The sequence below is a fragment of the Exiguobacterium sp. s157 genome (genome assembly GCF_018618205.1).
Classification (GTDB): domain Bacteria; phylum Bacillota; class Bacilli; order Exiguobacteriales; family Exiguobacteriaceae; genus Exiguobacterium; species Exiguobacterium chiriqhucha.
Genome location: NZ_JACSLQ010000004.1, coordinates 153,170 through 179,342 on the forward strand (window position 1 = coordinate 153,170; position 26,173 = coordinate 179,342).

Below are 26,173 nucleotides of genomic sequence, written 5' to 3' on the forward strand. Positions count from 1 at the left end.
GGTGGACACCTTTTTAGGTTATGCGCGAACTTCCGCACCGTGTGCCGCTTGAACGGCAGTGAGAATCGCTTCATACGACGCCGTCACTTCTTCATCTTGAAGGGTGCGGGTCGGATCTTGATACTTGAGCGAGAAGGCGATTGATTTCTCATCGTCCCCTACGTTCTCCCCGATATAGACATCGAACAAGGCGAGGTCAATCAAGAGCGGTCCTGCCGCCTGTTTGATGGTCGCTTCGACTTGACCGGCCGGGATGTCCCGTTTCAACACGAGCGCCAAATCACGTGTGATGGATGGGAAACGTGGTACGTCTTCATAGATGAGCTCGGCTGACTGTTGCAACACGTCCAAGTCGAGTTCGAACACGTACACTTCTTTCAATCCATACACGTCTTTCGACACGCCTGGATGGACTTGTCCGACGTAACCGATGACACGTCCGTCGATGAGCACGTTTGCGGTACGACCTGGGTGCATATCGGCAATCACGGCCGCCTCATACGTCGCTTCGACACGTAGCGCAGACAAGAGCGTCTCAACGGCTCCTTTGGCGACGAAATAGTCGACCGGGACACGCGTACCTTGTGAACGGTGATCGTACCAAAGTCCCGTCAATACGCCGGCGACGCGCTCCGTTTCACGTGGCAACGTCTCGCCTTGTTCAACATAGACGCGTCCTGTCTCATACAATCGCACGTTCGCTTGTTGACGCGACGTATTGTAACGAGCCGCCTCCAACAGACCTGGGATGAGCGATGTCCGGAGTACCGAACGCTCTTCGCTCATCGGCATTGCCAAGTTCACTTGCGTCAAGTCGGCTCCACTGAAGCGTGAGGCGTTCCCGACGCTCGTGAGCGAGTACGTGATCGCTTGCGACAATCCTGCGCCTTGGAGGATGCGACGGACGCGACGGCGCAACACGTTTTCTTTCGGGAGGTACCCTTTCGAGTGTGACGCCGGAAGGCTCGACGGAAGACTGTCATAGCCATAGAGGCGTGCCACTTCTTCCGTGATGTCAGCCGGCAACTCCAAGTCAGGGCGACGCGACGGTACGTGGACCGTCAACGTCTCGTCCCCGGTCACATCGAGACCGAGACGTTCCAAGATGCGGACAATCGTCTCTTGCTCGAGGTCCATTCCGAGTCGATGGTTGATATAAGCGACCGAGACATCAATCGTCCGAGCCGCAGAGTCTTTGTCCCCAGCGATGACGATGTCGCTAATTGTGCCACCGCTCACTTCGACGATGAGTTCGGCCGCACGGTCAAGGGCCAATTGTAACCGTTCCGGGTCGACCCCTTTTTCAAAGCGGGCACTCGAATCCGAGCGTAAACCGAGCGTACGGCTCGTCTTACGGACCGATGCCGGTGCGAAGTAGGCCGACTCGAGGATGATACTCGACGTCGTCGCATCGACTTCGGTGTTCGCTCCACCCATGACGCCGGCGATGGCGACAGGCTGCTCGCCGTCCGTGATGACCATCATCGAGGCATCGAGCGTGCGCGTCACGTCATCGAGCGTGACGATTTCTTCCCCGTCATACGCTTGGCGAACAGCAATCGTCGTTCCGAGTTTCGCCGTATCGAACGCATGAAGCGGTTGACCGAGCTCGAGCATGACGTAGTTCGTCACATCGACGACGTTGTTGATTGGGCGGACGCCTTCTGCGATCAAAATATTTTTCAACCATTGTGGCGAGTCACCGATGACGACGCCGTCGACACGGCGTGTCGCATAGTACGGACAGTTGTCTGTCTCGAGACGAACGCTGACCGTGTTCGCGACATCTGTCGTCACGTCAGCAGTCGGTAATGTGTATGGGCGCTCAAGGATGGCCGCGACTTCATGAATGATCCCGTAAAGGCTTAAGCAATCTGAACGGTTCGGTGTCAATCCGAGCTCGATTACTTCATCGTCGAGGTCTAACAGACGGATGACGTCCGCACCGACTTCGACCGGTTCGCGGAACGTGTGAATGCCATCCTGCTCGTCTTCACGAATTTGTTTCTTCTCGAACCCGAGTTCCTCGAGCGAGCAAATCATCCCTTGCGACTCGACGCCGCGCAGCTTCGCTTTCTTAATTTTAAGGCCTGGGAGACGAGCTCCGACTGTCGCCACGATGACGTGTTGACCAGCGGCGACGTTCGGCGCGCCACAGACGATTTGAACCGGGCTATCCGCACCGATATCGACCGCCGTCACGTTCAATTTGTCGGCCTCCGGATGCTTCTCGCAAGCGAGGACATGCCCGACGACGAGTCCCGACAAGCCTTCCGACCGGCTGACGACGCTCTCGACTTCAATCCCGTTTTTCGTGATTAAGTCACCGAGCGTTTGTCCGCTCAAATCGGATACGTCAATATATTGATTCAACCATTTTTTTGATAATAACATGTGTGATCCCCCTTAGAATTGCTCGATGAAGCGTAAGTCGTTTGTATAGAAGTGACGAATATCGTCCACCCCATGTTTTAACATCGCCATCCGTTCGACACCGATTCCGAATGCAAATCCGGACATCTTCGTCGAATCATAGCCTGCCATTTCAAGCACGCGTGGATGCACCATTCCGCCTCCGAGAATCTCAATCCAGCCTGTCTTCTTACAGACGTTGCAGCCTTTGCCGCCGCACTTGAAACAAGAGATATCGACTTCGACCGACGGCTCTGTGAACGGGAAGAAGCTCGGACGGAGACGAATCTCACGCGTCTCACCGAACAACTGTTTGACGAACACTTCGAGCGTGCCTTTCAAATCGGCCATCGAGATATGCTCATCGATGACGAGCCCTTCGATTTGCATGAATTGATGCGAGTGCGTCGCGTCATCCTCATCGCGACGGTACACTTTACCCGGGCAGATAATGCGAATCGGTTTTCCTTCCGCTTGGAGCATCGTCCGTGCTTGAACAGGCGACGTATGCGTCCGGAGGAGCGTCTCGTCTGTCACATAGAACGAATCCTGCATATCGCGGGCCGGATGGTCTTTCGGGAGGTTGAGCATCTCGAAATTGTACAAATCCGTCTCGACTTCCGGACCTTCGGCAATCGTATAACCAAGACCGACGAACAAATCTTCCATCTCATCGACAATTTGTTGGAGCAAATGGGTATGACCTGGCAGTGACGTCCGACCTGGGAGCGTGACATCAATCGTTTCCGCCGCCAGTTTCGCTTCGAGCTCGACTGCCTTCACTTCCTCGATCCGTGCCTCTAACGTGTCTTGGATTGTCGTCCGGACCGTGTTGACGAGTTCGCCCACTGCAGGCCGCTCTTCAGGAGAGAGTTTCCCCATCCCGCGGAGCACCTCGGTCATCGGCCCCTTCTTCCCTAAATATTTGATGCGGACTTCGTTCAACTCTTTTTGCGAAGATGCCGCTTGAATCTCTTGCAACGCCTCTTGTTGTAATTGTTCCAACTGTTCTTTCATTCTTGTTTCCTCCTCTACAAAAAAAGTCCCTTCAGTCGATGACTGAAGGGACGAATAATCGCGGTACCACCCTACTTGGCCGAAATCGGCCCACTTGAGAGCATCGGTATCGGGATGCTACTTCGGTGTTGTCTCCAACACGACTCGAGAGTGAATTCAGCGCCGACCAAGGCATCGGCTCGCAGTCTCGGCCCATGCTCCCTGTACTCGTTCGGTAGTTCGCGTACTATGCTCTTTCAACGTCTATTCATTATTTTGTTCGATGTAATTAACCTATCACGATTCGTCAGTGCTGACAAGGTTATTGTAGCGCGATCCGATACATGAGAATACCGGCCGCGACGGCCGCGTTCAACGATTCGGCATCGCCGAGAACCGGGATATGGACACGGGTGTCACATAATTCGAGCACGTCTTGATGTACGCCTTGTGCCTCGTTGCCGATGACGAGCGCGACCTTCTCACTAAAATCGACTTGCTCGTACGATGTCGCTTTCGCGAGAGCCGTGCCGTAAATATGGAAGCCTTCGCTCTTCAATTCAGGCAACGTCTCAAGCAAATCGACCGAGCTCACGTTGACGTGGAACAAGGAACCTTGTGTCGCGCGCACGACTTTGGCATTGAACGGGTCGACCGTCCCTTTTCCGAGCAAAACCGTGTCGAAGCCGGCCGCGTCCGCCGTTCGAATCATCGTTCCGAGATTACCTGGGTCTTGGATTCGATCGAGGACGAGCACATGTTTCATCTTTCGTTCGACCGGGGCCATCTTGACGACAGCGAACACACCTTGCGTTTTCTCTGTCTCTGACAATAAGTCAGCCACATGGTCGGATAGTTCGAGGACAGGCATCTCATCAAGGCGCCATGATCCTTTCGGGGTATACGACTCCCCCATAATCAGTTGGACGAGACGTCCGGCACGGATGGCCTCGTCGACCAAATGCTCGCCTTCGACCAAAAATTGTCCGGACTCTTGTCTGCCTTTTTTCGTCATCAAACGCTTTAAGCGCTTAATCGTCTCACTTTTCGTAGACGTGATTTTCGTCATATTATCCCTCTTTCAACCATTGAACCGTTTCGTGGTCGAGTCGTTTCGTGAGCGCTACGACCAAATCGACGGCTGCTTCATAATCTGCTTTGTGAATGATTGAGACATTCGTATGCAAATAACGGACCGGTACCGTAAGTGCGACGGCCGGCATCCCGACACCTGCCAAATGGAAGCGGCCTGCGTCCGTTCCACCGCCCGGCGTCAAATCCAATTGGTACTTGATGTCGTTCTCTTTCGCCACTTCGACGATCAAATCGATGAGGCGCGGGTTCGTGATGGTCGTCGCATCGAAGAAGATGACTTGAACGCCTTCCCCGAGTTTCGACAATCCTTCTGCTGGTGTCATCCCTGGTGTATCTCCAGGAATACCCGTATCGACGGCGATGGCGACGTCCGGTTTGACCAAGTTGGCAGCCGTGACGGCACCGCGCAACCCGACTTCTTCTTGGACCGTCGCTCCAGTAAAGACAACACCCGGAACTTCGTCGTCTTTCAATCGTTTCGCCGCCTCGATGGCGATGGCACAACCGATTCGGTTATCCCACGCTTTGGCCATCAAGAAGTCTTCATTTTTCATGACCGTGAACTCACAGTGAGGGACGACCGTATCGCCCGGGCGAATGCCCCACTCCGCGACTTGATCTTTCGACGTCGCACCGATATCGAGGAACATGTCTTTAATCTCGACAGGTTTCTTGCGCGCCTCGAGCGGAAGCACGTGCGGCGGTTTCGCACCGATGACTCCAGGGATTTTTTCGCCTGAGCGTGTGACGACGTCCATGCGTTGCGCGAGCAATACTTGGTTCCACCAGCCACCGAGCGCTTGGAAACGTAAGAAGCCCCCTTCTTCGATTCGTGTCACCATGAAGCCGACTTCATCCATATGGCCGGCAATCATGACACGCGGTCCATCCGCGTTGCCCGTCACCCGTCCAAACAGACTGCCTAACCCGTCTTGTTCGAACGCTTCCACGTGAGGCTCCAAGTATTCGCGCATCAATGAGCGGACTTCTCCTTCATTTCCCGGGACACCGGTGGCATCCGTCAAGCGTTTCAGCATATGTAATGATTCGTTCATGGGACATCGCTCCTTCGTTTCGATTAGTAACCTTGATTTTGTCGCTCATGGTTCTTTTCATTTTTTGCCATATACGCCATCACCATCAACTCTTCGTTGATGCCGAGCGTATAGCCAAGTTCGAGATAAGCCGCCATCAGCGTCTCGTACATCGGTTCCGTCTTCGACAAACCAAAGTTCGTCACTTTGCGGAACACGTCTAAAAAAGCGTCAGTCGCATCAAGATACGAGCTACCTGCTGGGAACGAATCGCGTTCATACCCGAGGGCAAGACCGAGCGACAATAAGAAATGAATGCCGTCGACATACTCTTCTAAGATCACGTCTTGAGGCGACGGGCCCTTCGTTGACCAAAATTTAAAGCTACGGGTCTCATTGGCGAGTTCACCGAGTTCGACGAGCAAAGCGAGTAGCCGCTCATCAAATTGGTTCCCGGATAGTTGATGTTCTTCTTTGATCCGCTCATCTAATTCACGCTGCCGATCAAATAATGTTGTCCAGTTCACCGGTTGCTCCTCCTATTCTGCATTCAAAGCAGTACTAAAATCATTAAAGACCAGCCGACTGCCAAAATCAATACTTGTATTTGAACGCTTTTTGGGGCATGAACCGCCTTTTTCCGCGTCAAATGAAGCCCGAACAGAGCACCGATCGCACCGCCGGCATAAGCATATAAGACGTTAAAATCACCTTCGCCGAGCGTGTACCGTTTCGCCTGCAAATAGGTGTAGACGTTCAAGACGATGAGTGCCAACGCGACGATGGCCAAAACAGATGGATTCATAGTCCGCCCTCCTTATCTTAAGTTTAAGGAATTAATCAGAAAAAAGAAAGCGCCGAGATAAGGTCTCGGCGCTGTCGATTGAACGATTACGCGTTCAATTTTGATTTAGCTGTATCAGCAAGTGACGCGAATGCCTGTGCATCTGTCACAGCAAGCTCAGCAAGCATCTTACGGTTGATGTCGATTCCTGCAAGCTTGAGGCCGTGCATCATACGGCTGTATGAAAGACCGTTTGTGCGTGCTGCCGCATTGATACGTGTGATCCAAAGACGACGGAAATCACGTTTCTTTTGACGACGGTCACGGTAAGCGTACATGAGTGACTTCATGACTTGTTGTTTTGCTACTTTAAATAGAATGTGTTTCGAGCCAAAATAACCTTTGGCAAGCTTGATTTGCTTTTTACGACGTTGACGAGTCGTATAACCGCCTTTTACGCGTGGCATATGGTTTCCCTCCTAAATTCTTTCTGTATTACTTCGCGATCATGTTGCGAATGCGTTTGAAGTCTCCAGCTGAGACGATAGCACCTTTACGGAGCTTACGTTTCGCTTTAGTCGATTTGTTACCAAACAAGTGACTTGTGTAAGCGTGTGAACGCTTGAGTTTACCTGATGCAGTACGTTTGAAACGTTTAGAAGCACCACGGTGCGATTTCATTTTCGGCATGAGTATTTCCTCCCCACTATGACTCGATGATTAATCTTCTTTCTTCGGAGCCAGCACTAAGAACATGCTGCGTCCTTCCATCTTCGGCTTTTGCTCAACTGTTGCCAAGTCGGCACATTCCGCCGCCAATTTTTCCATGACGCGTCGGCCGATTTCCGAGTGTGTGATGGCGCGTCCGCGGAAACGGATTGACGCTTTCACTTTGTTACCATTTTCAAGGAATTTGCGAGCGTTACGCAATTTCGTTTGGAAATCGTTTTCCTCGATTGTCGGGCTGAGGCGCACTTCTTTCAATTGGATGACCTTTTGGTTTTTACGCGCTTCTTTCTCCTTTTTCTGGAGTTCGAAACGGTATTTTCCATAGTCCATGATTTTAGCGACCGGTGGGTTAGCTTTGTCGGCGACCAAGACGAGATCGAGTTCAGCCTCTTCTGCTAAACGTAATGCTTCATTACGCGATTGCACACCGAGTTGTGCACCGTCCGCTCCAATTAAGCGAACTTCACGGGCACGAATGTTTTCGTTGATAAAGAGCTCTTTGCTAATGGTTAGCACCTCCATCGTGCGGTTGCACGAGTTTTAGATTGATAAGACAACATGGCAATAAAAAAAGCGTCGGCAGTTTCCCGCCCACACATCATTTCGGAGACAGCAGAGACCAAGGCTCGACTGCTTCACGTACATGATGGACCTGACCGAATCTGTTCGGACGAGGTGAGAAGCGGGCGCTTCTGCTTTGTTGTATTTAATCACTATGTCATCTTAACACCAATAGGATTAAGATGTCAAGAATTCGCGCATGAATAATTGGTAGCTCACACTTTTATGATGATAACAGTCATTTCGCTGTTTCGCAATACCTTTTGCGAGGGAATAAAATAAAAAAGGAGGGATGGACCGTGTCTTGGAGAAAGCACGTGAAAGACGACCATGACTATCACGACCAAATCAAACACATCGTACAAGAGACGATGCGCCACCATGAGGTGAGTGATGCCAAGCTTGAAGCGGTGTTGACGGACTTATTAGAAGAAATGAACCGCATCACGTTGAAGATCGTCGACGACCATGAGTCCGCTCGCGACTATATCCATAAACGATGGTATTAAAAAAGGGCGCTCGCCCTTTTTTAATACCATCTGTCATGTGGTCAACATCAATCAATTCGTCAACGACTTGAAGAAATTGCTGAGCGCCTCGAACAAACGAGCGAAGAAGCCTTGGACTTCCTCGGTCTCGAGGAACGCCTGGACGTCTTGACCGGCCCCTTGTAGCCCGTTGCTAATCGCTCCCCAATCCAGATTCGCTTGTTGCATGTTCTCGAACAGCGTCGTCAATTGCGTCAACTGCGTATCGGACAATTGGACGTTGTTTTGATTCAACACTTGGATGACGATATCGCGAATCTCGATGTTCGTCTCCGGTGCCTTGTTCGCAATCTCAGCTTTAATCTCGTTCATGAGACCGGCTACGTCTTCTTGACCGACCGTCTTCCCGATTTCAGACGTGACGGCCAGTTCTTCCTGCGCCAAGTCTTTCCGCTCCTCGGACAATTGAATGCCTGTCTCGGCCGCCGTCTGATCGTACGCTTTCATAATGCCCGTGAGCGCCGACGTCCCGGTGACGCGAATCGGTGACGTGATATAAATGTCGGCATCGGTGACACCGGCGGTCACGAGTGCGTTCGCATACATATCTTCGGTGACCCATGTCACGTTTTCCGTTTTAATATCGAGACCTGTCCCGTCAGTCAGTTTGATGCGGGCTGATGAATACATGCCCCCGCCGCGCTGCGCTTGTGGGACGGCATCCCCTAAATATTTTTCTTCATCGGCCACGGTTGTGATAATCGGCTCAATCCCGGCCGGCGCCTCGACTCGTTCGAGCACCCAGTCTCGTTGGCTGGCCGATAATGATTCGCCGAGTGTGACGATTGTATCATCGACGATGGCTTCTGCGTTTACTTTTGGAATCATGCTTGTCGCGACGACTGAACCGATCGTGAGCGCCACTAATGGTTTCATATAATTCAAAATGAATCACTCCTTTCTTCTACCTTACGTCTCCATCCCTTGTTCCGCATCCGTCTTGAGACCGAAAAAAACGACCACCCTTCCGGTGAAGGATGGTCGACCGATTAACGTGAACGGTTCGCGATTTCGTCTGTGAGGGATGACAAGAAGGCATCGAGTGTGGCCGATACTTGTTCTTGCTGTCCGTAGCGACGGATGTTGACCGCACGCTCATCTCGTTCTTTATCACCGAGGACAAGTGTCATCGGGATTTTCTTCATCTGGGCTTCGCGGATCTTATAGCCGAGTTTTTCGTCACGGAGGTCCGTTTCGACACGGACGCCGCGCTTGACGAGCTCTGCCTTCACTTCTGCGACATATTCGTCGTGGACGTGCGAGACAGGGATCAATTTGACTTGGACCGGTGCGAGCCATGTCGGGAACGCCCCTTTATATTCTTCAATCAAGTAAGCGACGAAACGCTCCATCGTCGAGACGACACCACGGTGAAGGACAATCGGACGATGATCTTTGCCGTCTGGTCCTGTGTACGTCAAGTCGAACCGCTCAGGGAGCAAGAAGTCGAGTTGGACTGTCGACAATGTCTCTTCTTTGCCGAGCGCCGTGCGGACTTGGACGTCGAGTTTCGGTCCGTAGAACGCCGCTTCACCTTCCGCTTCGAAATAAGGGAGACCGAGCTCATCCATCGTCTCTTTCAATTGACGTTGGGCCGTTTCCCAAATCGCATCGTTGTCGAAGTACTTCTCTTTGTCGGCCGGGTCACGGTATGACAAGCGGAAACGATAATCTTTAATGCCAAAGTCGGCGTACACTTCTTGAATCAAGTGGACGATATCTTTGAACTCTTGCTTCATCTGCTCCGGTGTGACGAACGTATGCCCGTCGTTCAACACCATGTAACGGACGCGTTGGAGGCCTGTGAGCGCCCCTGACATCTCGTAACGGTGCATACCGCCGAGCTCAGCGATGCGAAGCGGGAGTTCGCGGTATGAGCGCGGCTCATGTTTATAGATCGTCATGTGGTGCGGACAGTTCATCGGACGAAGGACGAGTTCTTCGTTGTCCATCTCCATTTTCGGGAACATATCGTCTTGATAGTGATCCCAGTGACCCGATGTCTTATACAGGTCGACCGAACCGAGGACCGGTGTGTAGACGTGCTGATACCCGAGCTCGAGCTCTTTGTCGACGATATAACGTTCGACCGTACGACGGATCGAGGCACCTTTCGGGAGCCACATCGGCAAACCTTGGCCGACTTCTTGCGACACGAAGAAGAGATCGAGTTCTTTCCCGAGTTTGCGGTGATCGCGCTCTTTCGCTTCTTCCAATAGACGCAGGTGCTCCGCGAGTTGTTCTTTCGTCGCGAACGCCGTTCCGTAAATCCGCTGAAGCATTTTGTTGTCCGAGTCGCCGCGCCAGTAAGCACCGGCCACACTCATCAACTTGAACACTTTCAATTTCGATGTCGATGGGACGTGCGGTCCGCGGCACAAGTCGAAGAATTCGCCTTGATGGTAAATCGTGAGCGTCTCGCTCGCCGGGATATCTTCAATCAATTCGATTTTGAGTGGGTCCCCGAGCTGTTTGTAGCGCTCGAGCGCTTCGTCGCGCGAGACGACTTCGCGTGTGATGTCCAAGTTCTCGTCGACGATTCGTTTCATCATTTTCTCGATTTCTGGAAGGTCTTCCTCGTTGATGCGGCGATCCATCTCGATATCATAATAGAAACCGTTCTCGATTGTCGGTCCGATGCCGAGGTAGATGCTACCTTCTTCGCCGTACAACCGTTTGATGGCTTGGGCCATCAAGTGGGCTGACGAGTGGCGCATCAAATCGATACCGTCTTCTGAGTCGGGCATGACGAGCTCGATTTTACCGTCCTGTTCAATCGGACGACGGTAATCGATCATCTCACCATCGATTTTGGCGGCGATTGCTTTTTTACGAAGTCCTGGACTGATTGAACCTGCTACTTCTTCTGCTGTGATGCCGGCCTCAAACTCTTTGACGGCCCCATCTGGAAATGTCAATTGAATCATGTGTCAACTTCCCCTCTCTACATTTAAAAGAAAATAAAAAAAGCCCATCCCTATGAAAGGGACGAGCTTTGATTCTCGTGGTACCACCCTCGTTCCCAAGCGATCCGCTTGGCTCGAACACACGATAACGAGTGTGAATCGCCGCACGATTGACCCGTACGGTGCTCTGAGGGAGTAAGGCGATCGGCGTGTTTAGGAAGCTCTCACCAGCCTTCCCTCGCTTTGAAACCCGTTACGACGTCTCATGTCCTCTTCAATGCATCGGTTATATGCTTATTAGTATAGTCAACTCGTTCCAGAAATACAATCCCTTTACCGCCGTCGATTCTCACCTTTTAACTCGATTTGCGTCGTCGTCGTCGAGATGCGTTGCATGAGCCGCTGCGCCTTCATTTTGTTCTGTGGCGAACCGTCGATCGAGAAATGGGTCTCGAGCTCTTCTCCGCTGAAGTTCGAGCTGTAAAGCGTCGGCAAGCGATGCATCATGCGATACTGCAAAATAATGCCGAACAGTTCATCCCGTACCCACGGACTGATCGCCTCGGCCCCGATGTCATCAATCAATAACACCGGCACGTGTTGGAATGACGTCAAAAACGAATCGAACGAGTCGGTCCGGATTTTCCGTTTCGCTTCCGAGACGAATCCCGGGGCGTGGACAAGGATCGTCTCGATGTCCGCCACTTTCAGCTCATTAGCGATCGCCGCGAGCAAGTACGTCTTCCCGACGCCGAAGCTGCCGTGAAGGTATAAACCGTTCACTTTTTGGCGGGTCTTCATGCCTGAGACGAACCGCATCGATTCACGGAGTGCGATTTTACGGGCATCATCGGACCAGTCGAACGATTCAAAGCTCGCCTCTCGCACTTCTTCCGGCAAGAATAGGCTCTTGAACTTCCGGTCCATCTCTTTTTGGCGCCGTGCTTGACGATGCTTCACCGTCTCTTCATAACGGATTGCGATTTGACCGAGGTCGACATAGAGCACTGGCTGATGGCCCGGGATGACGGCTTGCTCCTCGATGAGCTTCTTATCGTCCATCTGTTCCGCATATTCACTGAGCTTCGTAAAGCCGACCTCGACCGCCGTCTCGTCTAACTCCGGATGTGCCTTTAAAAAAGCGACGACTTCTGGATGTTCGAGGGTGCGCCGGCGAATCGATTCGTACGCTTCCCGCACTTCTTTCCGGTTCATCATTTGGGCGAGCGTTTGATTGATGCGTTCCATGTCCCTCATCCTTTCTCTTTCAATTCATTCAACAGCTTAACGAGTTCCGCGTCGTCTGGGACCGATGCCTCGAGCTCTTGTTTTCGTTTTTGATCGTACGTCCGTTGCTCTTTCGCCTCGTCTTCGAGCCATTTTGGCATCTCGGTCTTGTCTTTGCGTCTCGAGCCGACGGTCGTCCGCTGTTGCACATTCTCCCGTTTCTGCTGTTTCTTCTCGATGAGCGCATCTTGTGTCGCTTCTTGTTCCAACGCGTCTTTGGCGTTTAAATAGCCCGCCGTCTTCCAACTCGTCGCGATCCGCATGACATAGTTCTCACTGAGCCGCGTCTGCTTCTTCACTTCGATACAGTAATAGAACAATGCATTGATGACACTTGGCGCGAGCCCGAGCGTATCGACGAGATCGATAATGAGTTGCTCGTCACTCTTCGACAGTTGTGGCGTCTTCCGTAACGTCGACACGTATTGATGCGGATGCGCTTCTTCCATGACCGTCACGTCATGCAAATCACCGATTTCTGCTTTTACCGTCTCGTCCGACTTCACTTTCCGATGGCGCGTTTGTTTCTTCTTCAACTGCAACACCATTTGGCGGCAGCCGTCGCGTTTCTCTTGCTCGCTGAGTGGTAGATACGCCTCGTGGACGAAATACTCCTTCAACATCTCGGCCATCGTCTCTTCATCGATTTGTGAGACGTAGGCAAGCTTCGTGATTGTCTCATCGAGCTTCTTCGTAAAGAAGCCGACGGGGAAGTTCGTCAGTTTTTTGACGATTTCCATATCGAACGTATAGTTGATCTCGATTTTGGCGCGGTCAGGTTTCTCGTAGTTCTTTTGGGTGAACGCCATATGATTGACGCCTTTGACGTCGAACACTTCATTAAAGTCTTTCGTCACCTCGATAATCCCGGCCGGCAATGGATCGATCGTGAATCGTCCTTGCAACTGTTTAAAGCGAACTTCCCCGACTTTATAGAAGAGAAAACTCGACAACAGTCCGTCGTTCAAGAACGTATGGGGTGCGAGCGGGACACGCAGTTGATATACGTACTGGGTCAAACGCTCATCTTTCGTCTTATACGTCCGGACGAGACCGATCGCCTCGAGCCGGAACAGACAGTCCGTCAGCTCGTTAATCGAGTAATCGAGCATTTCACAGAGCGCGCTGTGCGACATATAATTCGATTTCATCTTCCCGGGCTTCAGCTCGCTCCAAAGCGTCTGATACATCGCAAGCGCCTTCACACCGATGACCGGCTGATATAAGTGGTACAACGACTGATACGACTCGCGATCGATGAGCCCAGTGCTCATAATCAACAGTTCGTCAGTCCCGTACAGGATTCGTTCTTTTTCCATGATAGGTCTCCCCTGAAAAAAGGCGACCAGCAGGCCGCCCCTCTAGTTGGTCGATTTTTCTTGCTTCATTAAATCTTCAAGTTCTTTAAAGAACACAGAGATATCTTTGAACTGGCGATAGACGGACGCGAAGCGGACGTAGGCCACTTCATCGACACGTGCCAATTCATTCATCACGAGCTCACCGACTTGCTCACTCGGGATCTCGGACTGACCGAGCGCGCGTAACTGTTGTTCGACTTTCGTGACCACGCCTTCGAGTTGCTCTAGCGTGACCGGTCGTTTTTCGCACGCCCGAATAATCCCGCGAAGTACTTTCTCCCGGCTGAACTCTTCCCGATTCCCGTCTTTTTTAACGATGATGAGCGGGGTCTGTTCGACCGTTTCAAACGTGGTGAAGCGATAGCCGCACTCCTCGCATTCGCGACGGCGACGAATCGAATAGAAATCTTGTACTGGTCGGGAGTCGAGCACTCTCGTTCCATTATGATCGCATTTAGGACAACGCATGCTCAGCCCTCCTTATCGTTCGACAGATTGATTCCCGATGGCGCGGAGCGGGAATTTCACTTGCAGCGCCTCATAATATGTGGTGACGATTTGACCAAGGTCCGGCCCGAGCATCTGATCCCGGTTCAACGTGAAGTCGACAGCCGTACGTCCGCCATCCACTTGAATGACTGTCGCCAGCGCGTCCCAGCCGTCGCCGTTAAACGCCACTTCGCCCCGGTCTGTATCGACACGGCGAACCGTTTGTCCTTGTGCCTCAATTCGTTCGCGGAGCCACGTGAGCACGGCGGTCGGCGATGCTGCCACGTAACGTGTGCGCAGCGCCTCATTTTTATGCGAATCGTCCGTCTGGACATGTGTTTGAAACTTATCCAATAATCCCATTATCCACCTCGACACCTTATTTATATAGGTTAAGCATATCAAAATTAAGCGGTTAACAAAACAATTAAAAGGGCTGACCGAAATTCGGCCAGCCTCAAAAGGTCAATCTGATTATTTGCTGATTGCAACTTGCGCTTCCGGAACACGAATCGGTCCCATTCCGCGATCAAGTTTCACGTCCTCACGAACTTTTGCTTCCAAGCCTTCCGCGATGTACTGCGAAGCTGTGGCCGGATCGATTCGGTCCCCACATGTGAACACATCGACTGATGCGTAGCCATGCTCTGGGAAACTGTGAATCGTTAAGTGTGATTCTGAGATGATAACGACTCCACTTACACCGTGTGGCGCAAATTTGTGGAAAGCGACTTCGCGGACTTCAGCGCCCGAACGAAGTGCTGCATCGACGAACAAGCGCTCGATGTAGTCGATATCGTTCAATTTGTCGGGATTGCACTCCCAAAGTTCTGTAATAATGTGACGTCCCATAGTATCCATATTAGTGGATCCCCCTTTACATCAATGGTCTCAAAGTAGTTGATGATCACTCACTTTGTGCCTGAATCGCCCACAACCACGGGGGCAAGTTAGTCCTAAGAGGTCCTAACCCTTTAAGTTGCGTTTGTCAGACCAATTGAAGTTCACGAGTTAGAGTGTATCGCGTTTGGGACGTCGATACAAGACATTTGTTTCAATTCTTTAAAAATATTTTTGTGTAAATATATTTTTTCAGACGTGGGTTTCTTGTTGTCCGATTTGTAAGTAGCTCGCGACCATGTCCAACAAGTCGACGACACGGCACGAATAGCCCCATTCGTTATCGTACCAAGCGAGTACTTTGACGTGATTGCCCCCGAGCACCATCGTCGAATCGGCATCGATAATCGATGAACGTTCATCCCCGTTGAAGTCGATGGAGACGAGCGGTTCGTTCGAGACACCGAGAATACCTGTCATCTCTCCATGTGCGGCACGCTCGAACGCCTGATTCACTTCATCTACCGTCACGTCACGGTGCAACTCGACGACGAGGTCGACGAGTGAGACGTTCGGTGTCGGTACGCGAAGTGCCATCCCGTTCAACTTCCCTTGCAATTCAGGCAAGACGAGTCCGATGGCTTTGGCAGCCCCAGTCGAAGTCGGTATAATGGAACTACCACAAGCGCGAGCGCGCCGTAGGTCTTTATGCGGATTGTCGATATTGTTTTGATCATTCGTATAGGCATGCACGGTCGTGACGAGCCCCGTCTCGATTCCGAACGTCGAGTCCAATACTTTAACGACCGGACCGAGGCAGTTCGTCGTGCACGAGGCGTTCGAAATGACGTGATCGTGCTCAGGTAAATAATCACGATCGTTTACCCCCATGACAATCGTCCGCAGCTCCCCTTTTCCTGGTGCCGTCAAAATAACTTTCTTCGCACCGGCCGTCAAATGTTTTTTCGCCCCGACATCTGAATTGAATTTACCAGTCGCCTCGATGACGATTTCAACCCCGAGCTCATTCCACGGCAACCGCTCCGGATCACGCTCGGAGACGAGCATGATTCGCTTCCCATCAACTTCAAGCGCATCCCCATGCGCCCGGACCGTGAGTGTGAACGGTCCGTGGACCGTGTCGTGCTTAATCAAGTGGGCGAGCGTCTCCGCCGGATAACTCGCATTGATGGCGACCACGTCGTGACGCCCTTCGAGCATCAATTTTCGGAACACCATTCTCCCGATTCGACCAAATCCATTGATTGCAACTTTCGTCCCCATGTAAAGTCCCCCTTTTTTCTGCGTTACGACACCATTATAACGGAAAAATGGAAGCGTTTTCACTATGAATCGTCACATTTCTTTCACTTTTTTACAGTTTCAGATTTGAAAAAGAGGGAAATTTGGTGAAGAGCTTGGAAAGGAGCTAGGACAGCATGTTCGATTGGACCGATTTAGACAAATTTATCATCTCGTTTTTCATCATTTTGCCGATAGTGACGATTATCCATCAATTCGGCCATTTCTTCTTCGCGAAACTATTTGGGGGTTCGCTCGATATGGAGATTGGGACCGGTAAGAAATTATTCAAAGTCGGGCGCCTGCAATTCAACCGTGTCTACTTCTATGACGCGTGGTGTCAGTTCAGCGACTTGAAATATAGTAACCGCTTGACCCGGAGTCTCGTCTACGCGGGCGGATCCATCTTCAACCTATCGAGCATTTTGATCGTGAACGCCTTCATTTTGATGCGTGAGATTGAACCGACGCTCTATACGTATCAATTCGCGTACTTCTCGTTTTATTACGTGTTCTTCTCGCTCTATCCGATTTATTATTCGAACGGTCATCCAAGTGACGGCCGAGCCATCTTCGATACATGGAAGAAAGGCCGACCGGACTCAGACCCATTGAACTGAACAAAAAAAGAAGGCGCTCAGTCGCCTTCTTTTTTCATGTCTTCAAATTGTTCGACGAGGCGGGCCACTTGGGCCGACAAATCGCCTAAGGCACCGTTGTTGTTGATTAAAAAATCAGCCTGTTGCTTCTTCTCTTCAATCGGCATTTGGGCATGGATGCGCGCGAGCGCTTCAGCTTTCGTCAAGCCGTTCCGCTCCATGAGGCGCATCAGCTGAATCTCCTCCCGACAATAGACGACGACCGTATAATCGACGAGGTCCCGCATCGTCCCTTCGAACAAGAGCGGGATGTCGAAGATGACGACCTTCTCGCCCGCCGCCTCATAGCCACGCATCTCCTCGAGCATCTCCTCGCGGATGGCCGGATGCATGAGTTGATTCAGCAATTGACGTTTGGCATCATCATGGAAAATCTCACGTCCGAGCGCCTGACGGTTCAATGCGTCGCCCGAGAAGCATTGTGGGAACGCCTCACGAACGGCCGCGAACGCCTTGCCTCCCGGCTCGATGACGATCCGCGCCATTTTATCGGCATCGATAATCGGGATTCCTTGTTTTCGAAACAGACGGGATACGGTCGACTTCCCTGTCGCAATTCCACCTGTCAAACCAATCTTCAACATCGTGTCCACCTCTTACTGTTGGCAGTGCGGACAGTAGTGCGTGCCCCGTCCGCCCAATTTCATCTTTTCAATCGGTCGGCCGCATCGTTTACACGGCTCACCGGTCTGACCATATACGTAGAGCGTCTCTTGATACGTTCCGCTCGCCCCATCCGGATTCGTGTAGCTTCGGATTGTGCTCCCGCCGCGCTCAATCGCTTCAGTCAACACGGCCACAGCTTCTTGATGCACCAAGCGCACCTCGTCAAGCGAGAGCGAGGCCGCCGGGCGCGTCGGATGGACCCCGGCCCGGAACAACGTCTCATCGACGTAAATGTTGCCGAGACCGACGAAAATCGACTGGTCGAGGAGTGCCGTCTTGATGGCACGGACATTCATCCGCTTCAAGCGGGTGTGGAGCGTCTCCGCCGTCACTCCCGAATCGAACGGTTCAAGTGCGAGTAGCGACAGCGGCGGTGTCACATACAACTCGTCATTCGTCTTCAGTTCCATCGTGCCGAACTTTCTGACATCATTGTAATGAAGCGTCGTCCCGTCCGTGAACGTGAAGACGACGTGCGTATGTTTGACCGGATTGACCATTTCGTCATGTGGGAAGAATTTCCCTTCCATTCGGAGATGCGAAACGAGATATCCGTTCGTCAATTTGAACAAAATAAATTTCCCCCGTCGCTCGACGTCTTGTATCGTCTCGTCGAGCAACTGTTGTTTCCAAATCTCCGGTTCGTGTCCCCGAATGATTTTCGCGTCGAGCACTTCGACATTTGCAATCGTTTTTCCGGAGACGAACGGTCGCAATCGGCGACAGACCGTCTCCACTTCTGGTAATTCAGGCATATTGATTTCCTTTCTCGCTCTTATTTCGTGTCGAACCACGTCTCACCAAACGAACCGTCCGCGCGGAGCGGGACATCCAAGGTGATTGTGTGCTCCATCGCTTGCTTGACGATTTTTTCGAGCGCTTCCGTCTCTGCTTTCGGTCCTTCGAAGATGAGTTCATCGTGGACTTGAAGCAATAGTTTCGAGCGTAAGCCCGATTCGCGGAGCGCCACATCGACGTCAATCATCGCTTTCTTGATAATATCGGCTGCCGTCCCTTGAATCGGCGTATTGATGGCCGTCCGTTCGGCGAAACCGCGCAAGTTGAAGTTGCGGGAATGGATGTCCGGGATATTGCGGCGGCGTTTCAACATCGTCTCGACGTAGCCGTGTTCCCGGGCCCGTTCGATGGCGGCATCCATGAATCGTTTCACTCCTGGGAACTGCTCGAAGTACGTATCGATGAACGTCTGCGCTTCTTTTCGGCTAATGCCGAGGTTTTGCGACAGCCCGTAATCACTAATGCCATAGATGATTCCGAAGTTGACCGCTTTCGCTTGGCGTCGCATGAGCGACGTCACTTCTTCTTTGGCGACCCGGAACACGTTGGCTGCCGTCGACGTATGGATATCCTCGTCATGCAGGAACGCCTCGAGCATCTTTTCATCCTGCGACATGTGGGCCATGATGCGGAGTTCGATTTGTGAGTAGTCGACCGCATAGAGCACCCAATCGGATTCGCTCGCCGTGAACGCCTTACGAATCCGGCGCCCTTCTTCCAAGCGAATCGGGATGTTTTGCAAGTTCGGGTTGACCGACGATAATCGTCCCGTCTGCGTCAACGTCTGCGTGTAACGGGTATGGATTTTCCCGTCGTCCTTGATGACTTTCTGTAACCCCTCGACGTACGTCGACTGCAACTTCCCAAGTTCGCGGTAATGCATGATATGTTCGACGATCGGGTGGAGTGGTGCAAGCTTCTCAAGCACGTCCGCCGCCGTCGAGTACCCCGTCTTTGTCTTCTTGACCGGCGGCAACGCCAGCTTCTCGAACAAGATGACGCCGAGTTGCTTCGGTGAATTGATATTGAACGCTTCACCGGCGAGACTGTGAATTTCGGTCTCGAGCTGAAGCAGGCGTTCGCGAAGATCGTCTTCCATCACCTTCAACGTCGCCACATCGACATGAATCCCGGCCCACTCCATCTCAGCGAGCACCGAGGCGAGCGGTCGTTCCAAATCCTCATACAGCGATGTCTGCTCGTTTTTGACGAGTTCGTTACTGACGTTGACGAACAACGTCAAGATGGCCATCGCCTTCTCCCCGAGGTGCTGGTCGAGGACGTTTTGATCCGGCACGTGCAGTTTGGCACCTTTTCCGTATACGGCCTCGTCTTCCGGCAACGCATATTCGAAATGGGCGGCAATCGAGTCGAGCGTCGTCCCGCCCGACAAGTTGAGCAAATAGCCGGCGACGAGCAAGTCCTCGTAGCCTCGGAGCGACACGCCGTGGCGTTTCAATTGAATGATTGTCTGTTTCGCATCGAGACAAATCGTGGCCCGGTTTTCATCCGCCAGCCATTCGCGGACAGCCGGCACGTCTAAGAGCGACACGTCACCGACGGTCACCCCGGCTTTTGAAGCGATGGCTACGCCAATGACCGATTCTTCGAAATAATCGTCGCGAAGTTGTTCGAGGAAGAGGACCGCTTCTGTCAAATCTTGCTCGTCAATCCCGATATGGTTCACATCACGCACTTCCACGGCTTCCTCGCTCGACGCGTCGAGACTCAGTTTCCCGAGAAGCGACTTGAACTGCAGGCTCATGAACAGCGGCTTCACTTTTCCAGCGTCATACGGATGGAACGTGAGCTCGTCCATGGTGACGTCAATCGGCACGTCGGTATAAATCGTCGCCAATTGTTTCGACATGAGCGCTTCCCGCTCGTTCGCCTCGACCTTCTCTTTTTGTTTCCCTTTCAGTTCATGCGTATGTTCATATAGGCCTTCCACAGAACCGTAAGCTGTGAGTAATTTGAGGGCCGTCTTTTCACCGACACCGGGGATACCCGGAATGTTGTCGGATTTATCGCCCATCAGACCTTTCAAATCAATCATTTGAAGCGGACTCAGTCCCTCATACCGCTCGTTGAACGCCGCTGCGTCCATCGTCTCGACATCAGTGATGCCGCGCTTCGTCAAATAGACGGTGACACGGTCGTCAATCAACTGCAGTAAATCCTTATCACCAGTGACGACCGTCACTTGGTCAAACTCAGTATTTTTTGAAAGCGTCCCGATGATGTCATCGGCCTCGTACTGGTCGAGTTCGAGCACTTTGATACCGAACGCCTCGCAAATCTCACGAACGATCGGGAATTGCTCTCGAAGCTCACCCGGTGTCTTTTGCCGTCCACCTTTATAGTCGGCATACGTGTCGTGGCGGAACGTCTTTTTCGACGCATCGAACGCGACCGCGAAATGTGTCGGCTGTTCGTCTTCCATCAGCTTCAATAACATCATCGTGAACCCGTACACGGCGTTCGTGTTCCGACCGCTCGCATCCGTCATCGGAGGCAACGCGAAAAAGGCACGATACGTGAGTGAGTTTCCGTCAAGGAGTAGTAGTTTATTCATTGGACAACCTCCATTCTATCTGGTTCCATCATATCATACGGGTACATGCGTTCGAAAAAAAAGACCCTTTTCTAGTTACTAGAAAAGGGTCGATCTTCCCGATCGAGTGGAGATGAGCACCAATCGGGACACGAGATGATGAAGAGGTCTCATCCATAGAGTAGCATCGCTTTGTAAAGCCGGTATGAATTCGCCATGAATTCCTTGTTAAGCACTCGGGAATTTGATGGTGAATGTCGTTCCTTCACCTTCGATGCTGTCGACTTGAATCGTCGCGTGATGGAGATCGACGATATGCTTGACGATAGCAAGACCAAGACCCGTCCCGCCGGAGTTTCGGCTCCGCGCCTTATCGACCCGGTAGAACCGTTCAAAGATTCGGCCCACTTCTTTCGGCGCGATGCCGATGCCGTTGTCTTTGACGATCAAATAAGAGCCGTCCGGTCTCTTCTCGACCGCAATCTCGACCTGGCTACCTTCCGGCGAGTAGTTAATCGCATTGGCGACGAGATTCAAGATGACTTGTTTGATTCGGTTCATGTCCGCCTGCAAGACGACTTCCCCATCATGACGCGACTCCAAGTGAATCGATTTCTGTTCCGCTTTTTGACTGAGCACGAGACAGACTTCCTCGACAAGCTGATTGAGTTGGACCGGGGTGAACTCCAAATGGAAGTCTTCCCGTTCGAGCCGCGACAGTTCGAGCAAGTCCTCGACGAGCATCTGCATGCGCGTCGCTTCCTTTTGAATGATATCCAAGAATTGATCGCGTAGTTCCGGCACTTCTTTCGCCCCGTCGAGCAGCGTCTCGCTGAAACCACGAATCGACGTGAGCGGCGTCTTCAGTTCATGACTGACGTTCGCGACGAAATCCTTGCGCATCTTCTCAAGTCGCTTCAACTCGCTGATGTCGTTAAAGAGAAGCGTCGTCCCGCGCAACATGCCTGTATCACTGAAAATCGGTGCGGCCGATACCATATACGTCTTTTGGTTGAAACCGGACCGAATCGATAGTTGTCGGCGATGCGGCTCCTCTGTCAAATAGACGTCTTCAATCAGCGTCTCAACGTCCGGGCTCGGCAAAATTCCATGATAAAACTGACCGATCATCAACTCATCATATTGGAACATGTCGCGATACGAGCGGTTGACGAGCGTCACGATGCCACGTTCGTCGACCAAAAGTAACCCTGCCCCCATATACTCGATGAGCGACTCAAGCCTTGCCCGTTGAACCGATTCCCCGAGTGAGATTGTCTCCAAGTTGCGGGCGAGCACGTTAATCGACCCGGCCAGGCTGCCCGTCTCCTCATCGTTTCGCAACTCGTAGACGCGGGCCCGATAGTTCCCGTCCGCCAGTTCCCGCAAGACGATGGTCGCCTCGTCGATCGGTCGGATGAATTGGTTCGTCAGGTTGTGTAACACGAAAAGGATTAAGAAGAACGAGAAAATCAAGGCTAGCGCGATGGTCAGCCAAATCCGGTCATACACCCCTTCCAAATCGGAGACATAACGGATAAAACTCAAATATACCGTGTCACCGGATGACAGTTCGATCGGCTTCGTGAACTGAATCAAGTCCTCGCGTGTCTCGTTGCCGAACGTCCCGCCTTCCGGAATCGACGAGGCATCCATCCGGAAATCAAAGGAACCGACCCGAAACGGTGTCCCGGCGATGACTTCCATCCGACGATTGAGGAGCAAGATATCGAAACTGCTCTCATCATCGATTTGACCGACGTAGTCTTGGATGTCCGCAAGGTCGCCTCCGTCTAAATAGAGCGCGGCCAACTCAGCGTCTTCTTTCAAGCGGTCGCGTTCAGAATCTAAATAGAAGTCTTTGAACAATTGACCGAGCACGATCCCGAGGGTCAATAAGACGCCCGTCACGAGCAGGATGAGCGTCGTCAAAAACCGCGAGCGGTACGTCTTCATTCGGGCATCGGCTCTTCCATCTTATAACCGAGGCCGCGAATCGTCTTGATATAGGTCGGTTTTTTTGTCACCGGTTCAATCTTCTCCCGGAGGTGGCTGATGTGAACGTCCACGATGCGCGTATCTCCGACGAAATCGTAATTCCATATCGCCGACAAGAGCTGGTCGCGCGTCAAAACGCGTCCTTTGTTCTTGGCTAAGTAGGCTAACAGTTCGAACTCTTTCGGTGTCAACTCGAGCCGTTCGCCGTTTTTGAACACTTCATAGTTCGACGCGATGATTTTCACGTCGCCAATCTCGATGACGTCCGTGTCTGTCGCCGGAGCTTCTTGTGGGGCCGAACGGCGCAGGATGGCTTTGACCCGGGCCACGACTTCTCGTGGGCTGAACGGCTTCGTCAAATAGTCATCGGCACCGAGTTCGAGGCCGAGTACTTTATCGAACTCATCGTCTTTCGCCGTCAACATGAGAATCGGTGTGTTCACTTTTTGTTGGCGGAGCCGTTTGCAAACTTCGAGACCGTCCATCTCAGGCAACATCAAATCGAGGACAATCAAAACGGCATCTTGTTTCTCGGCCAGTTCAAGTCCGGTCTTTCCATCGTGCGCCGTCTCGACTTCGAATCCGGCTTGTTCTAAATTAAACTTTAATAACGTCGCAATCGACACCTCGTCATCGACAACAATTACTTTATCAGCCACGCTTAGTTCCTCCTCTAATCTATCTGTTCAGTCATGTACACTACCTATTTTACAAATCAATGCCACCTACGACCAACCTCAAAGCAAATCTTTACAAAAACAAAACAAATCCACGTTCTGCTTTCAGTGTAGCATGCGCCACGCATACAAAAAACCTCGTCTGCCATGGCAGACGAGGTAAGCCCTCAGTTGAGGACGTTCAGGACGGAGCGGACCGAGTCGGCTGAACGCTGTAGCGCCGCCGTTTCGGCTTCCGTCAATTCAAGTTCGAGCACACGTTCGATTCCGTTCGCACCAAGAATCGTCGGAACACCGAGATACAAGTCGTGGAAACCGTATTCGCCGTCGAGATACGCGATGGCCGGTAAAATACGCCGTTGATCTTTGAGAATCGCTTCGACCATCTCGACGATGGCCGCGGCCGGCGCATAGTAGGCCGATCCGTTCCCGAGCAGTTGGACGATCTCACCGCCGCCTTTACGGGTCCGATTGACGATTGCTTCGATGCGGTCGGTCGGCAACAATTTCTCGAGCGGGATTCCTCCCGCATACGAGTAGCGGATGAGCGGGACCATGTCATCCCCGTGCCCGCCGAGCACGAATCCAGAAACGTCCTTCACGGATATATTCAACTCCGCAGCGACGAACGTCCGGAACCGGGCCGTATCAAGCACACCGGATTGACCAATGACCCGCTCTTTCGGGAAGCCCGACTCTTTGAAGGCGGCATACGTCATCGCGTCGACCGGGTTCGTCAAGACGATGATAATCGCGTCCGGCGAGTAACGGGCCACTTCTTTCGTGACCGCCCGCATCACTTTGGCGTTCGTCGAGACGAGGTCGTCCCGGCTCATGCCTGGCTTGCGCGCGATTCCCGCTGTGATGACGACGATATCCGAGTCCGCCGTTTCGGCATAGTCCGACGTCCCTGTAATCCACGAGTCAAACCCTTGAATCGGCGCCGTCTCTTGCATATCGAGCGCTTTTCCTTTCGTCGGGTTCTCGTTTTCTTTGATATCGAGCAAGACGACGTTACCGAGTTCTTTTTGAGCCAAATACAGTGCCGTCGTGGCCCCCGTGAATCCGCTACCGATAACCGAGATTTTATTGCGACGAATCATTGTGCTCTCCCCCTTGGTTTAGCTGATGTCTTACATGTTTTTAATTAATTCATCCGCAAACTCTGAACACTTCACTTCTGTCGCGCCGTCCATGAGACGAGCGAAATCGTATGTGACGACTTTCGAGGCGATCGTCTTCTCCATCGAGTTGATGATGAGGTCAGCCGCTTCGTTCCAGTTCATATGACGAAGCATCATTTCACCAGACAAGATGACCGATGACGGGTTGACCTTGTCGAGGCCGGCATACTTCGGTGCCGTACCGTGTGTCGCTTCGAAGATAGCATGGCCCGTCACGTAGTTGATGTTCGCTCCAGGGGCGATCCCGATTCCGCCGACTTGGGCAGCGAGCGCATCCGAGATGTAGTCACCGTTCAAGTTCATCGTGGCCACGACATCGAACTCACGCGGACGTGTCAAAATCTGTTGCAAGAAGATATCAGCGATTGAATCTTTTACGATGATTTTGCCTTCTGCTTCTGCTTTCGATTGCGCTTCATTCGCAGCCGCTTCGCCTGATTCTTCTTTGATACGGTCATACTGCGCCCATGTGAAGACTTTGTCGCCGTACTCTTCTTCTGCAAGCTCATAGCCCCAGTTTTTGAAGGCGCCTTCTGTGAACTTCATGATGTTTCCTTTATGAACGAGCGTGAGCGATTTACGGTTGTTCGCGATGGCGTACTCGAGCGCCGCACGAACAAGACGTTTTGTTCCTTCAGACGAGATTGGCTTGATTCCGATTCCAGACGTTTCTGGGAAACGGATTTTGTTGACGTTCATCTCTTCTTTCAAGAATGAGATCAACTTCTTCACTTCGTCGCTACCTGACGCGTATTCGATTCCTGCGTAGATATCTTCTGTGTTCTCACGGAAGATGACCATGTCTGTATCCTCTGGGCGTTTGACCGGTGAAGGGACGCCTGTGAAGTAACGGACCGGGCGCAAGCACGTGTACAAGTCAAGTTCTTGACGGAGTGCTACGTTGAGTGAACGGATTCCGCCGCCGACCGGTGTCGTCAATGGACCTTTGATGGCAATCAAATATTCACGGATTTGATCGAGTGTCTCGTTTGGAAGCCATTCGCCTTTTTGGTTGTAGGCCTTCTCCCCAGCGTACACTTCCATCCATTCGATTTTCTTCTCGCCGCCATATGCTTTTTCGACAGCCGCATCAAAGACGCGCACTGATGCGTTCCAAATATCAGGTCCTGTGCCGTCGCCGATGATAAATGGAATCGTCGGTACGTTTGGTACGTTTAATACACCGTTTTCAACTGTAATCTTTTCGTTTTGTGTCAACATAATGAATCCCCCTAAGTACATTTATGTAGGCCGACGCGAGCGCCGACCTACGTCAATTGTTAGTTTACCAAA

26 protein-coding genes are annotated in these 26,173 nt (G+C 52.0%); 2 read left to right on the forward strand and 24 right to left on the reverse strand.

The window, feature by feature from the left end; all coding sequences use genetic code 11:
• Positions 1-18 precede the first annotated feature (18 nt).
• The 9 genes from pheT to infC all read right to left on the reverse strand — a co-directional run bounded on the left by pheT (position 19) and on the right by infC (position 7,572).
• Positions 19-2,394 (reverse strand): phenylalanine--tRNA ligase subunit beta, encoded by a 2,376-nt coding sequence (pheT, locus tag KNP67_RS09550; RefSeq protein ID WP_214756532.1) that lies wholly within the window; start codon positions 2,392-2,394, stop codon positions 19-21.
• 12 nt (positions 2,395-2,406) lie between these two features.
• Positions 2,407-3,429: a phenylalanine--tRNA ligase subunit alpha gene (gene pheS / locus KNP67_RS09555; RefSeq protein ID WP_214756533.1), complete on the reverse strand. Its 1,023-nt coding sequence runs from the start codon at positions 3,427-3,429 to the stop codon at positions 2,407-2,409.
• A gap of 301 nt (positions 3,430-3,730) precedes the next feature.
• Positions 3,731-4,477, reverse strand: coding sequence for a TrmH family RNA methyltransferase (locus KNP67_RS09560; RefSeq protein ID WP_214756534.1), 747 nt, complete (start codon positions 4,475-4,477; stop codon positions 3,731-3,733).
• 1 nt (position 4,478) lies between these two features.
• Entirely contained in the window at positions 4,479-5,558 is a 1,080-nt protein-coding gene (locus tag KNP67_RS09565) for a M42 family metallopeptidase (RefSeq protein ID WP_021065645.1), read from the reverse strand.
• A 23-nt stretch (positions 5,559-5,581) separates the two neighbouring features.
• Complete coding sequence (locus KNP67_RS09570; protein ID WP_029595195.1) at positions 5,582-6,064, reverse strand: dUTP diphosphatase; 483 nt, start codon at positions 6,062-6,064, stop codon at positions 5,582-5,584.
• A gap of 23 nt (positions 6,065-6,087) precedes the next feature.
• Complete coding sequence (locus KNP67_RS09575; RefSeq protein WP_021065643.1) at positions 6,088-6,342, reverse strand: hypothetical protein; 255 nt, start codon at positions 6,340-6,342, stop codon at positions 6,088-6,090.
• Positions 6,343-6,428: 86 nt separating this feature from the next.
• Complete coding sequence (rplT, locus tag KNP67_RS09580) at positions 6,429-6,788, reverse strand: 50S ribosomal protein L20 (RefSeq protein ID WP_021065642.1); 360 nt, start codon at positions 6,786-6,788, stop codon at positions 6,429-6,431.
• Between the two features lie 28 nt (positions 6,789-6,816).
• Positions 6,817-7,011, reverse strand: coding sequence for a 50S ribosomal protein L35 (rpmI, locus tag KNP67_RS09585; protein ID WP_021065641.1), 195 nt, complete (start codon positions 7,009-7,011; stop codon positions 6,817-6,819).
• A 30-nt stretch (positions 7,012-7,041) separates the two neighbouring features.
• Positions 7,042-7,572: a translation initiation factor IF-3 gene (gene infC / locus KNP67_RS09590; RefSeq protein WP_021065640.1), complete on the reverse strand. Its 531-nt coding sequence runs from the start codon at positions 7,570-7,572 to the stop codon at positions 7,042-7,044.
• A 338-nt stretch (positions 7,573-7,910) separates the two neighbouring features.
• Between infC and KNP67_RS09595 the strand changes: the two genes are divergently transcribed.
• Entirely contained in the window at positions 7,911-8,120 is a 210-nt protein-coding gene (locus KNP67_RS09595; RefSeq protein ID WP_029595194.1) for a hypothetical protein, read from the forward strand.
• 51 nt (positions 8,121-8,171) lie between these two features.
• On the opposite strand, the gene KNP67_RS09600 is transcribed toward KNP67_RS09595, so the two are convergent.
• The 8 genes from KNP67_RS09600 to KNP67_RS09635 form a co-directional block, all read right to left on the reverse strand.
• Positions 8,172-9,035, reverse strand: coding sequence for a DUF1002 domain-containing protein (locus tag KNP67_RS09600; protein WP_029595193.1), 864 nt, complete (start codon positions 9,033-9,035; stop codon positions 8,172-8,174).
• A gap of 113 nt (positions 9,036-9,148) precedes the next feature.
• The gene (gene thrS, locus KNP67_RS09605; RefSeq protein WP_131471293.1) at positions 9,149-11,086 is read right to left on the reverse strand and encodes a threonine--tRNA ligase; all 1,938 of its coding nucleotides are present in this window, start codon (positions 11,084-11,086) and stop codon (positions 9,149-9,151) included.
• Positions 11,087-11,398: 312 nt separating this feature from the next.
• Entirely contained in the window at positions 11,399-12,313 is a 915-nt protein-coding gene (gene dnaI, locus KNP67_RS09610) for a primosomal protein DnaI (RefSeq protein ID WP_214756536.1), read from the reverse strand.
• Positions 12,314-12,318: 5 nt separating this feature from the next.
• The gene (locus KNP67_RS09615) at positions 12,319-13,671 is read right to left on the reverse strand and encodes a DnaD domain protein (RefSeq protein ID WP_021065635.1); all 1,353 of its coding nucleotides are present in this window, start codon (positions 13,669-13,671) and stop codon (positions 12,319-12,321) included.
• Positions 13,672-13,713: 42 nt separating this feature from the next.
• Positions 13,714-14,181, reverse strand: a complete 468-nt coding sequence (gene nrdR, locus KNP67_RS09620; RefSeq protein ID WP_021065634.1) for a transcriptional regulator NrdR — start codon at positions 14,179-14,181, stop codon at positions 13,714-13,716.
• A gap of 12 nt (positions 14,182-14,193) precedes the next feature.
• Positions 14,194-14,565 (reverse strand): hypothetical protein, encoded by a 372-nt coding sequence (locus KNP67_RS09625; RefSeq protein WP_029595189.1) that lies wholly within the window; start codon positions 14,563-14,565, stop codon positions 14,194-14,196.
• Between the two features lie 111 nt (positions 14,566-14,676).
• The gene (gene speD / locus KNP67_RS09630; protein ID WP_029595188.1) at positions 14,677-15,063 is read right to left on the reverse strand and encodes an adenosylmethionine decarboxylase; all 387 of its coding nucleotides are present in this window, start codon (positions 15,061-15,063) and stop codon (positions 14,677-14,679) included.
• A 231-nt stretch (positions 15,064-15,294) separates the two neighbouring features.
• Entirely contained in the window at positions 15,295-16,326 is a 1,032-nt protein-coding gene (locus KNP67_RS09635) for a glyceraldehyde-3-phosphate dehydrogenase (protein WP_058763986.1), read from the reverse strand.
• A 155-nt stretch (positions 16,327-16,481) separates the two neighbouring features.
• Between KNP67_RS09635 and KNP67_RS09640 the strand changes: the two genes are divergently transcribed.
• Complete coding sequence (locus KNP67_RS09640; RefSeq protein ID WP_029595186.1) at positions 16,482-16,964, forward strand: site-2 protease family protein; 483 nt, start codon at positions 16,482-16,484, stop codon at positions 16,962-16,964.
• A gap of 17 nt (positions 16,965-16,981) precedes the next feature.
• On the opposite strand, the gene coaE is transcribed toward KNP67_RS09640, so the two are convergent.
• The 7 genes from coaE to icd form a co-directional block, all read right to left on the reverse strand.
• The gene (gene coaE / locus KNP67_RS09645; protein WP_029595185.1) at positions 16,982-17,587 is read right to left on the reverse strand and encodes a dephospho-CoA kinase; all 606 of its coding nucleotides are present in this window, start codon (positions 17,585-17,587) and stop codon (positions 16,982-16,984) included.
• A 12-nt stretch (positions 17,588-17,599) separates the two neighbouring features.
• On the reverse strand, positions 17,600-18,424 hold the full coding sequence (gene mutM / locus KNP67_RS09650) for a DNA-formamidopyrimidine glycosylase (protein WP_029595184.1): 825 nt from the start codon (positions 18,422-18,424) through the stop codon (positions 17,600-17,602).
• 20 nt (positions 18,425-18,444) lie between these two features.
• Positions 18,445-21,042, reverse strand: coding sequence for a DNA polymerase I (gene polA / locus KNP67_RS09655; RefSeq protein ID WP_214756538.1), 2,598 nt, complete (start codon positions 21,040-21,042; stop codon positions 18,445-18,447).
• A 207-nt stretch (positions 21,043-21,249) separates the two neighbouring features.
• Positions 21,250-22,977: a two-component system histidine kinase PnpS gene (gene pnpS / locus KNP67_RS09660; RefSeq protein WP_214756539.1), complete on the reverse strand. Its 1,728-nt coding sequence runs from the start codon at positions 22,975-22,977 to the stop codon at positions 21,250-21,252.
• Positions 22,974-23,678: a response regulator transcription factor gene (locus KNP67_RS09665; protein ID WP_021065626.1), complete on the reverse strand. Its 705-nt coding sequence runs from the start codon at positions 23,676-23,678 to the stop codon at positions 22,974-22,976. Before KNP67_RS09665 ends, pnpS begins: the two co-directional genes overlap by 4 nt.
• Positions 23,679-23,863: 185 nt before the next feature.
• The gene (gene mdh, locus KNP67_RS09670) at positions 23,864-24,799 is read right to left on the reverse strand and encodes a malate dehydrogenase (protein ID WP_021065625.1); all 936 of its coding nucleotides are present in this window, start codon (positions 24,797-24,799) and stop codon (positions 23,864-23,866) included.
• A 30-nt stretch (positions 24,800-24,829) separates the two neighbouring features.
• Positions 24,830-26,098: an NADP-dependent isocitrate dehydrogenase gene (gene icd / locus KNP67_RS09675; RefSeq protein WP_029595182.1), complete on the reverse strand. Its 1,269-nt coding sequence runs from the start codon at positions 26,096-26,098 to the stop codon at positions 24,830-24,832.
• Positions 26,099-26,173 lie beyond the last annotated feature (75 nt).

What these genes read in the sequence shown, in the direction of transcription:
- pheT (WP_214756532.1), bottom strand. Translation starts at nt 2,394, where the DNA reads ATGTTATTATCAAAAAAATGGTTGAATCAATATATTGACGTATCCGAT.
- pheS (WP_214756533.1), bottom strand. Translation starts at nt 3,429, where the DNA reads ATGAAAGAACAGTTGGAACAATTACAACAAGAGGCGTTGCAAGAGATT.
- KNP67_RS09560 (WP_214756534.1), bottom strand. Translation starts at nt 4,477, where the DNA reads ATGACGAAAATCACGTCTACGAAAAGTGAGACGATTAAGCGCTTAAAG.
- KNP67_RS09565 (WP_021065645.1), bottom strand. Translation starts at nt 5,558, where the DNA reads ATGAACGAATCATTACATATGCTGAAACGCTTGACGGATGCCACCGGT.
- KNP67_RS09575 (WP_021065643.1), bottom strand. Translation starts at nt 6,342, where the DNA reads ATGAATCCATCTGTTTTGGCCATCGTCGCGTTGGCACTCATCGTCTTG.
- rplT (WP_021065642.1), bottom strand. Translation starts at nt 6,788, where the DNA reads ATGCCACGCGTAAAAGGCGGTTATACGACTCGTCAACGTCGTAAAAAG.
- rpmI (WP_021065641.1), bottom strand. Translation starts at nt 7,011, where the DNA reads ATGCCGAAAATGAAATCGCACCGTGGTGCTTCTAAACGTTTCAAACGT.
- infC (WP_021065640.1), bottom strand. Translation starts at nt 7,572, where the DNA reads ATGGAGGTGCTAACCATTAGCAAAGAGCTCTTTATCAACGAAAACATT.
- KNP67_RS09600 (WP_029595193.1), bottom strand. Translation starts at nt 9,035, where the DNA reads ATGAAACCATTAGTGGCGCTCACGATCGGTTCAGTCGTCGCGACAAGC.
- thrS (WP_131471293.1), bottom strand. Translation starts at nt 11,086, where the DNA reads ATGATTCAATTGACATTTCCAGATGGGGCCGTCAAAGAGTTTGAGGCC.
- dnaI (WP_214756536.1), bottom strand. Translation starts at nt 12,313, where the DNA reads ATGGAACGCATCAATCAAACGCTCGCCCAAATGATGAACCGGAAAGAA.
- KNP67_RS09615 (WP_021065635.1), bottom strand. Translation starts at nt 13,671, where the DNA reads ATGGAAAAAGAACGAATCCTGTACGGGACTGACGAACTGTTGATTATG.
- nrdR (WP_021065634.1), bottom strand. Translation starts at nt 14,181, where the DNA reads ATGCGTTGTCCTAAATGCGATCATAATGGAACGAGAGTGCTCGACTCC.
- KNP67_RS09625 (WP_029595189.1), bottom strand. Translation starts at nt 14,565, where the DNA reads ATGGGATTATTGGATAAGTTTCAAACACATGTCCAGACGGACGATTCG.
- speD (WP_029595188.1), bottom strand. Translation starts at nt 15,063, where the DNA reads ATGGATACTATGGGACGTCACATTATTACAGAACTTTGGGAGTGCAAT.
- KNP67_RS09635 (WP_058763986.1), bottom strand. Translation starts at nt 16,326, where the DNA reads ATGGGGACGAAAGTTGCAATCAATGGATTTGGTCGAATCGGGAGAATG.
- KNP67_RS09640 (WP_029595186.1), top strand. Translation starts at nt 16,482, where the DNA reads ATGTTCGATTGGACCGATTTAGACAAATTTATCATCTCGTTTTTCATC.
- coaE (WP_029595185.1), bottom strand. Translation starts at nt 17,587, where the DNA reads ATGTTGAAGATTGGTTTGACAGGTGGAATTGCGACAGGGAAGTCGACC.
- mutM (WP_029595184.1), bottom strand. Translation starts at nt 18,424, where the DNA reads ATGCCTGAATTACCAGAAGTGGAGACGGTCTGTCGCCGATTGCGACCG.
- polA (WP_214756538.1), bottom strand. Translation starts at nt 21,042, where the DNA reads ATGAATAAACTACTACTCCTTGACGGAAACTCACTCACGTATCGTGCC.
- pnpS (WP_214756539.1), bottom strand. Translation starts at nt 22,977, where the DNA reads ATGAAGACGTACCGCTCGCGGTTTTTGACGACGCTCATCCTGCTCGTG.
- mdh (WP_021065625.1), bottom strand. Translation starts at nt 24,799, where the DNA reads ATGATTCGTCGCAATAAAATCTCGGTTATCGGTAGCGGATTCACGGGG.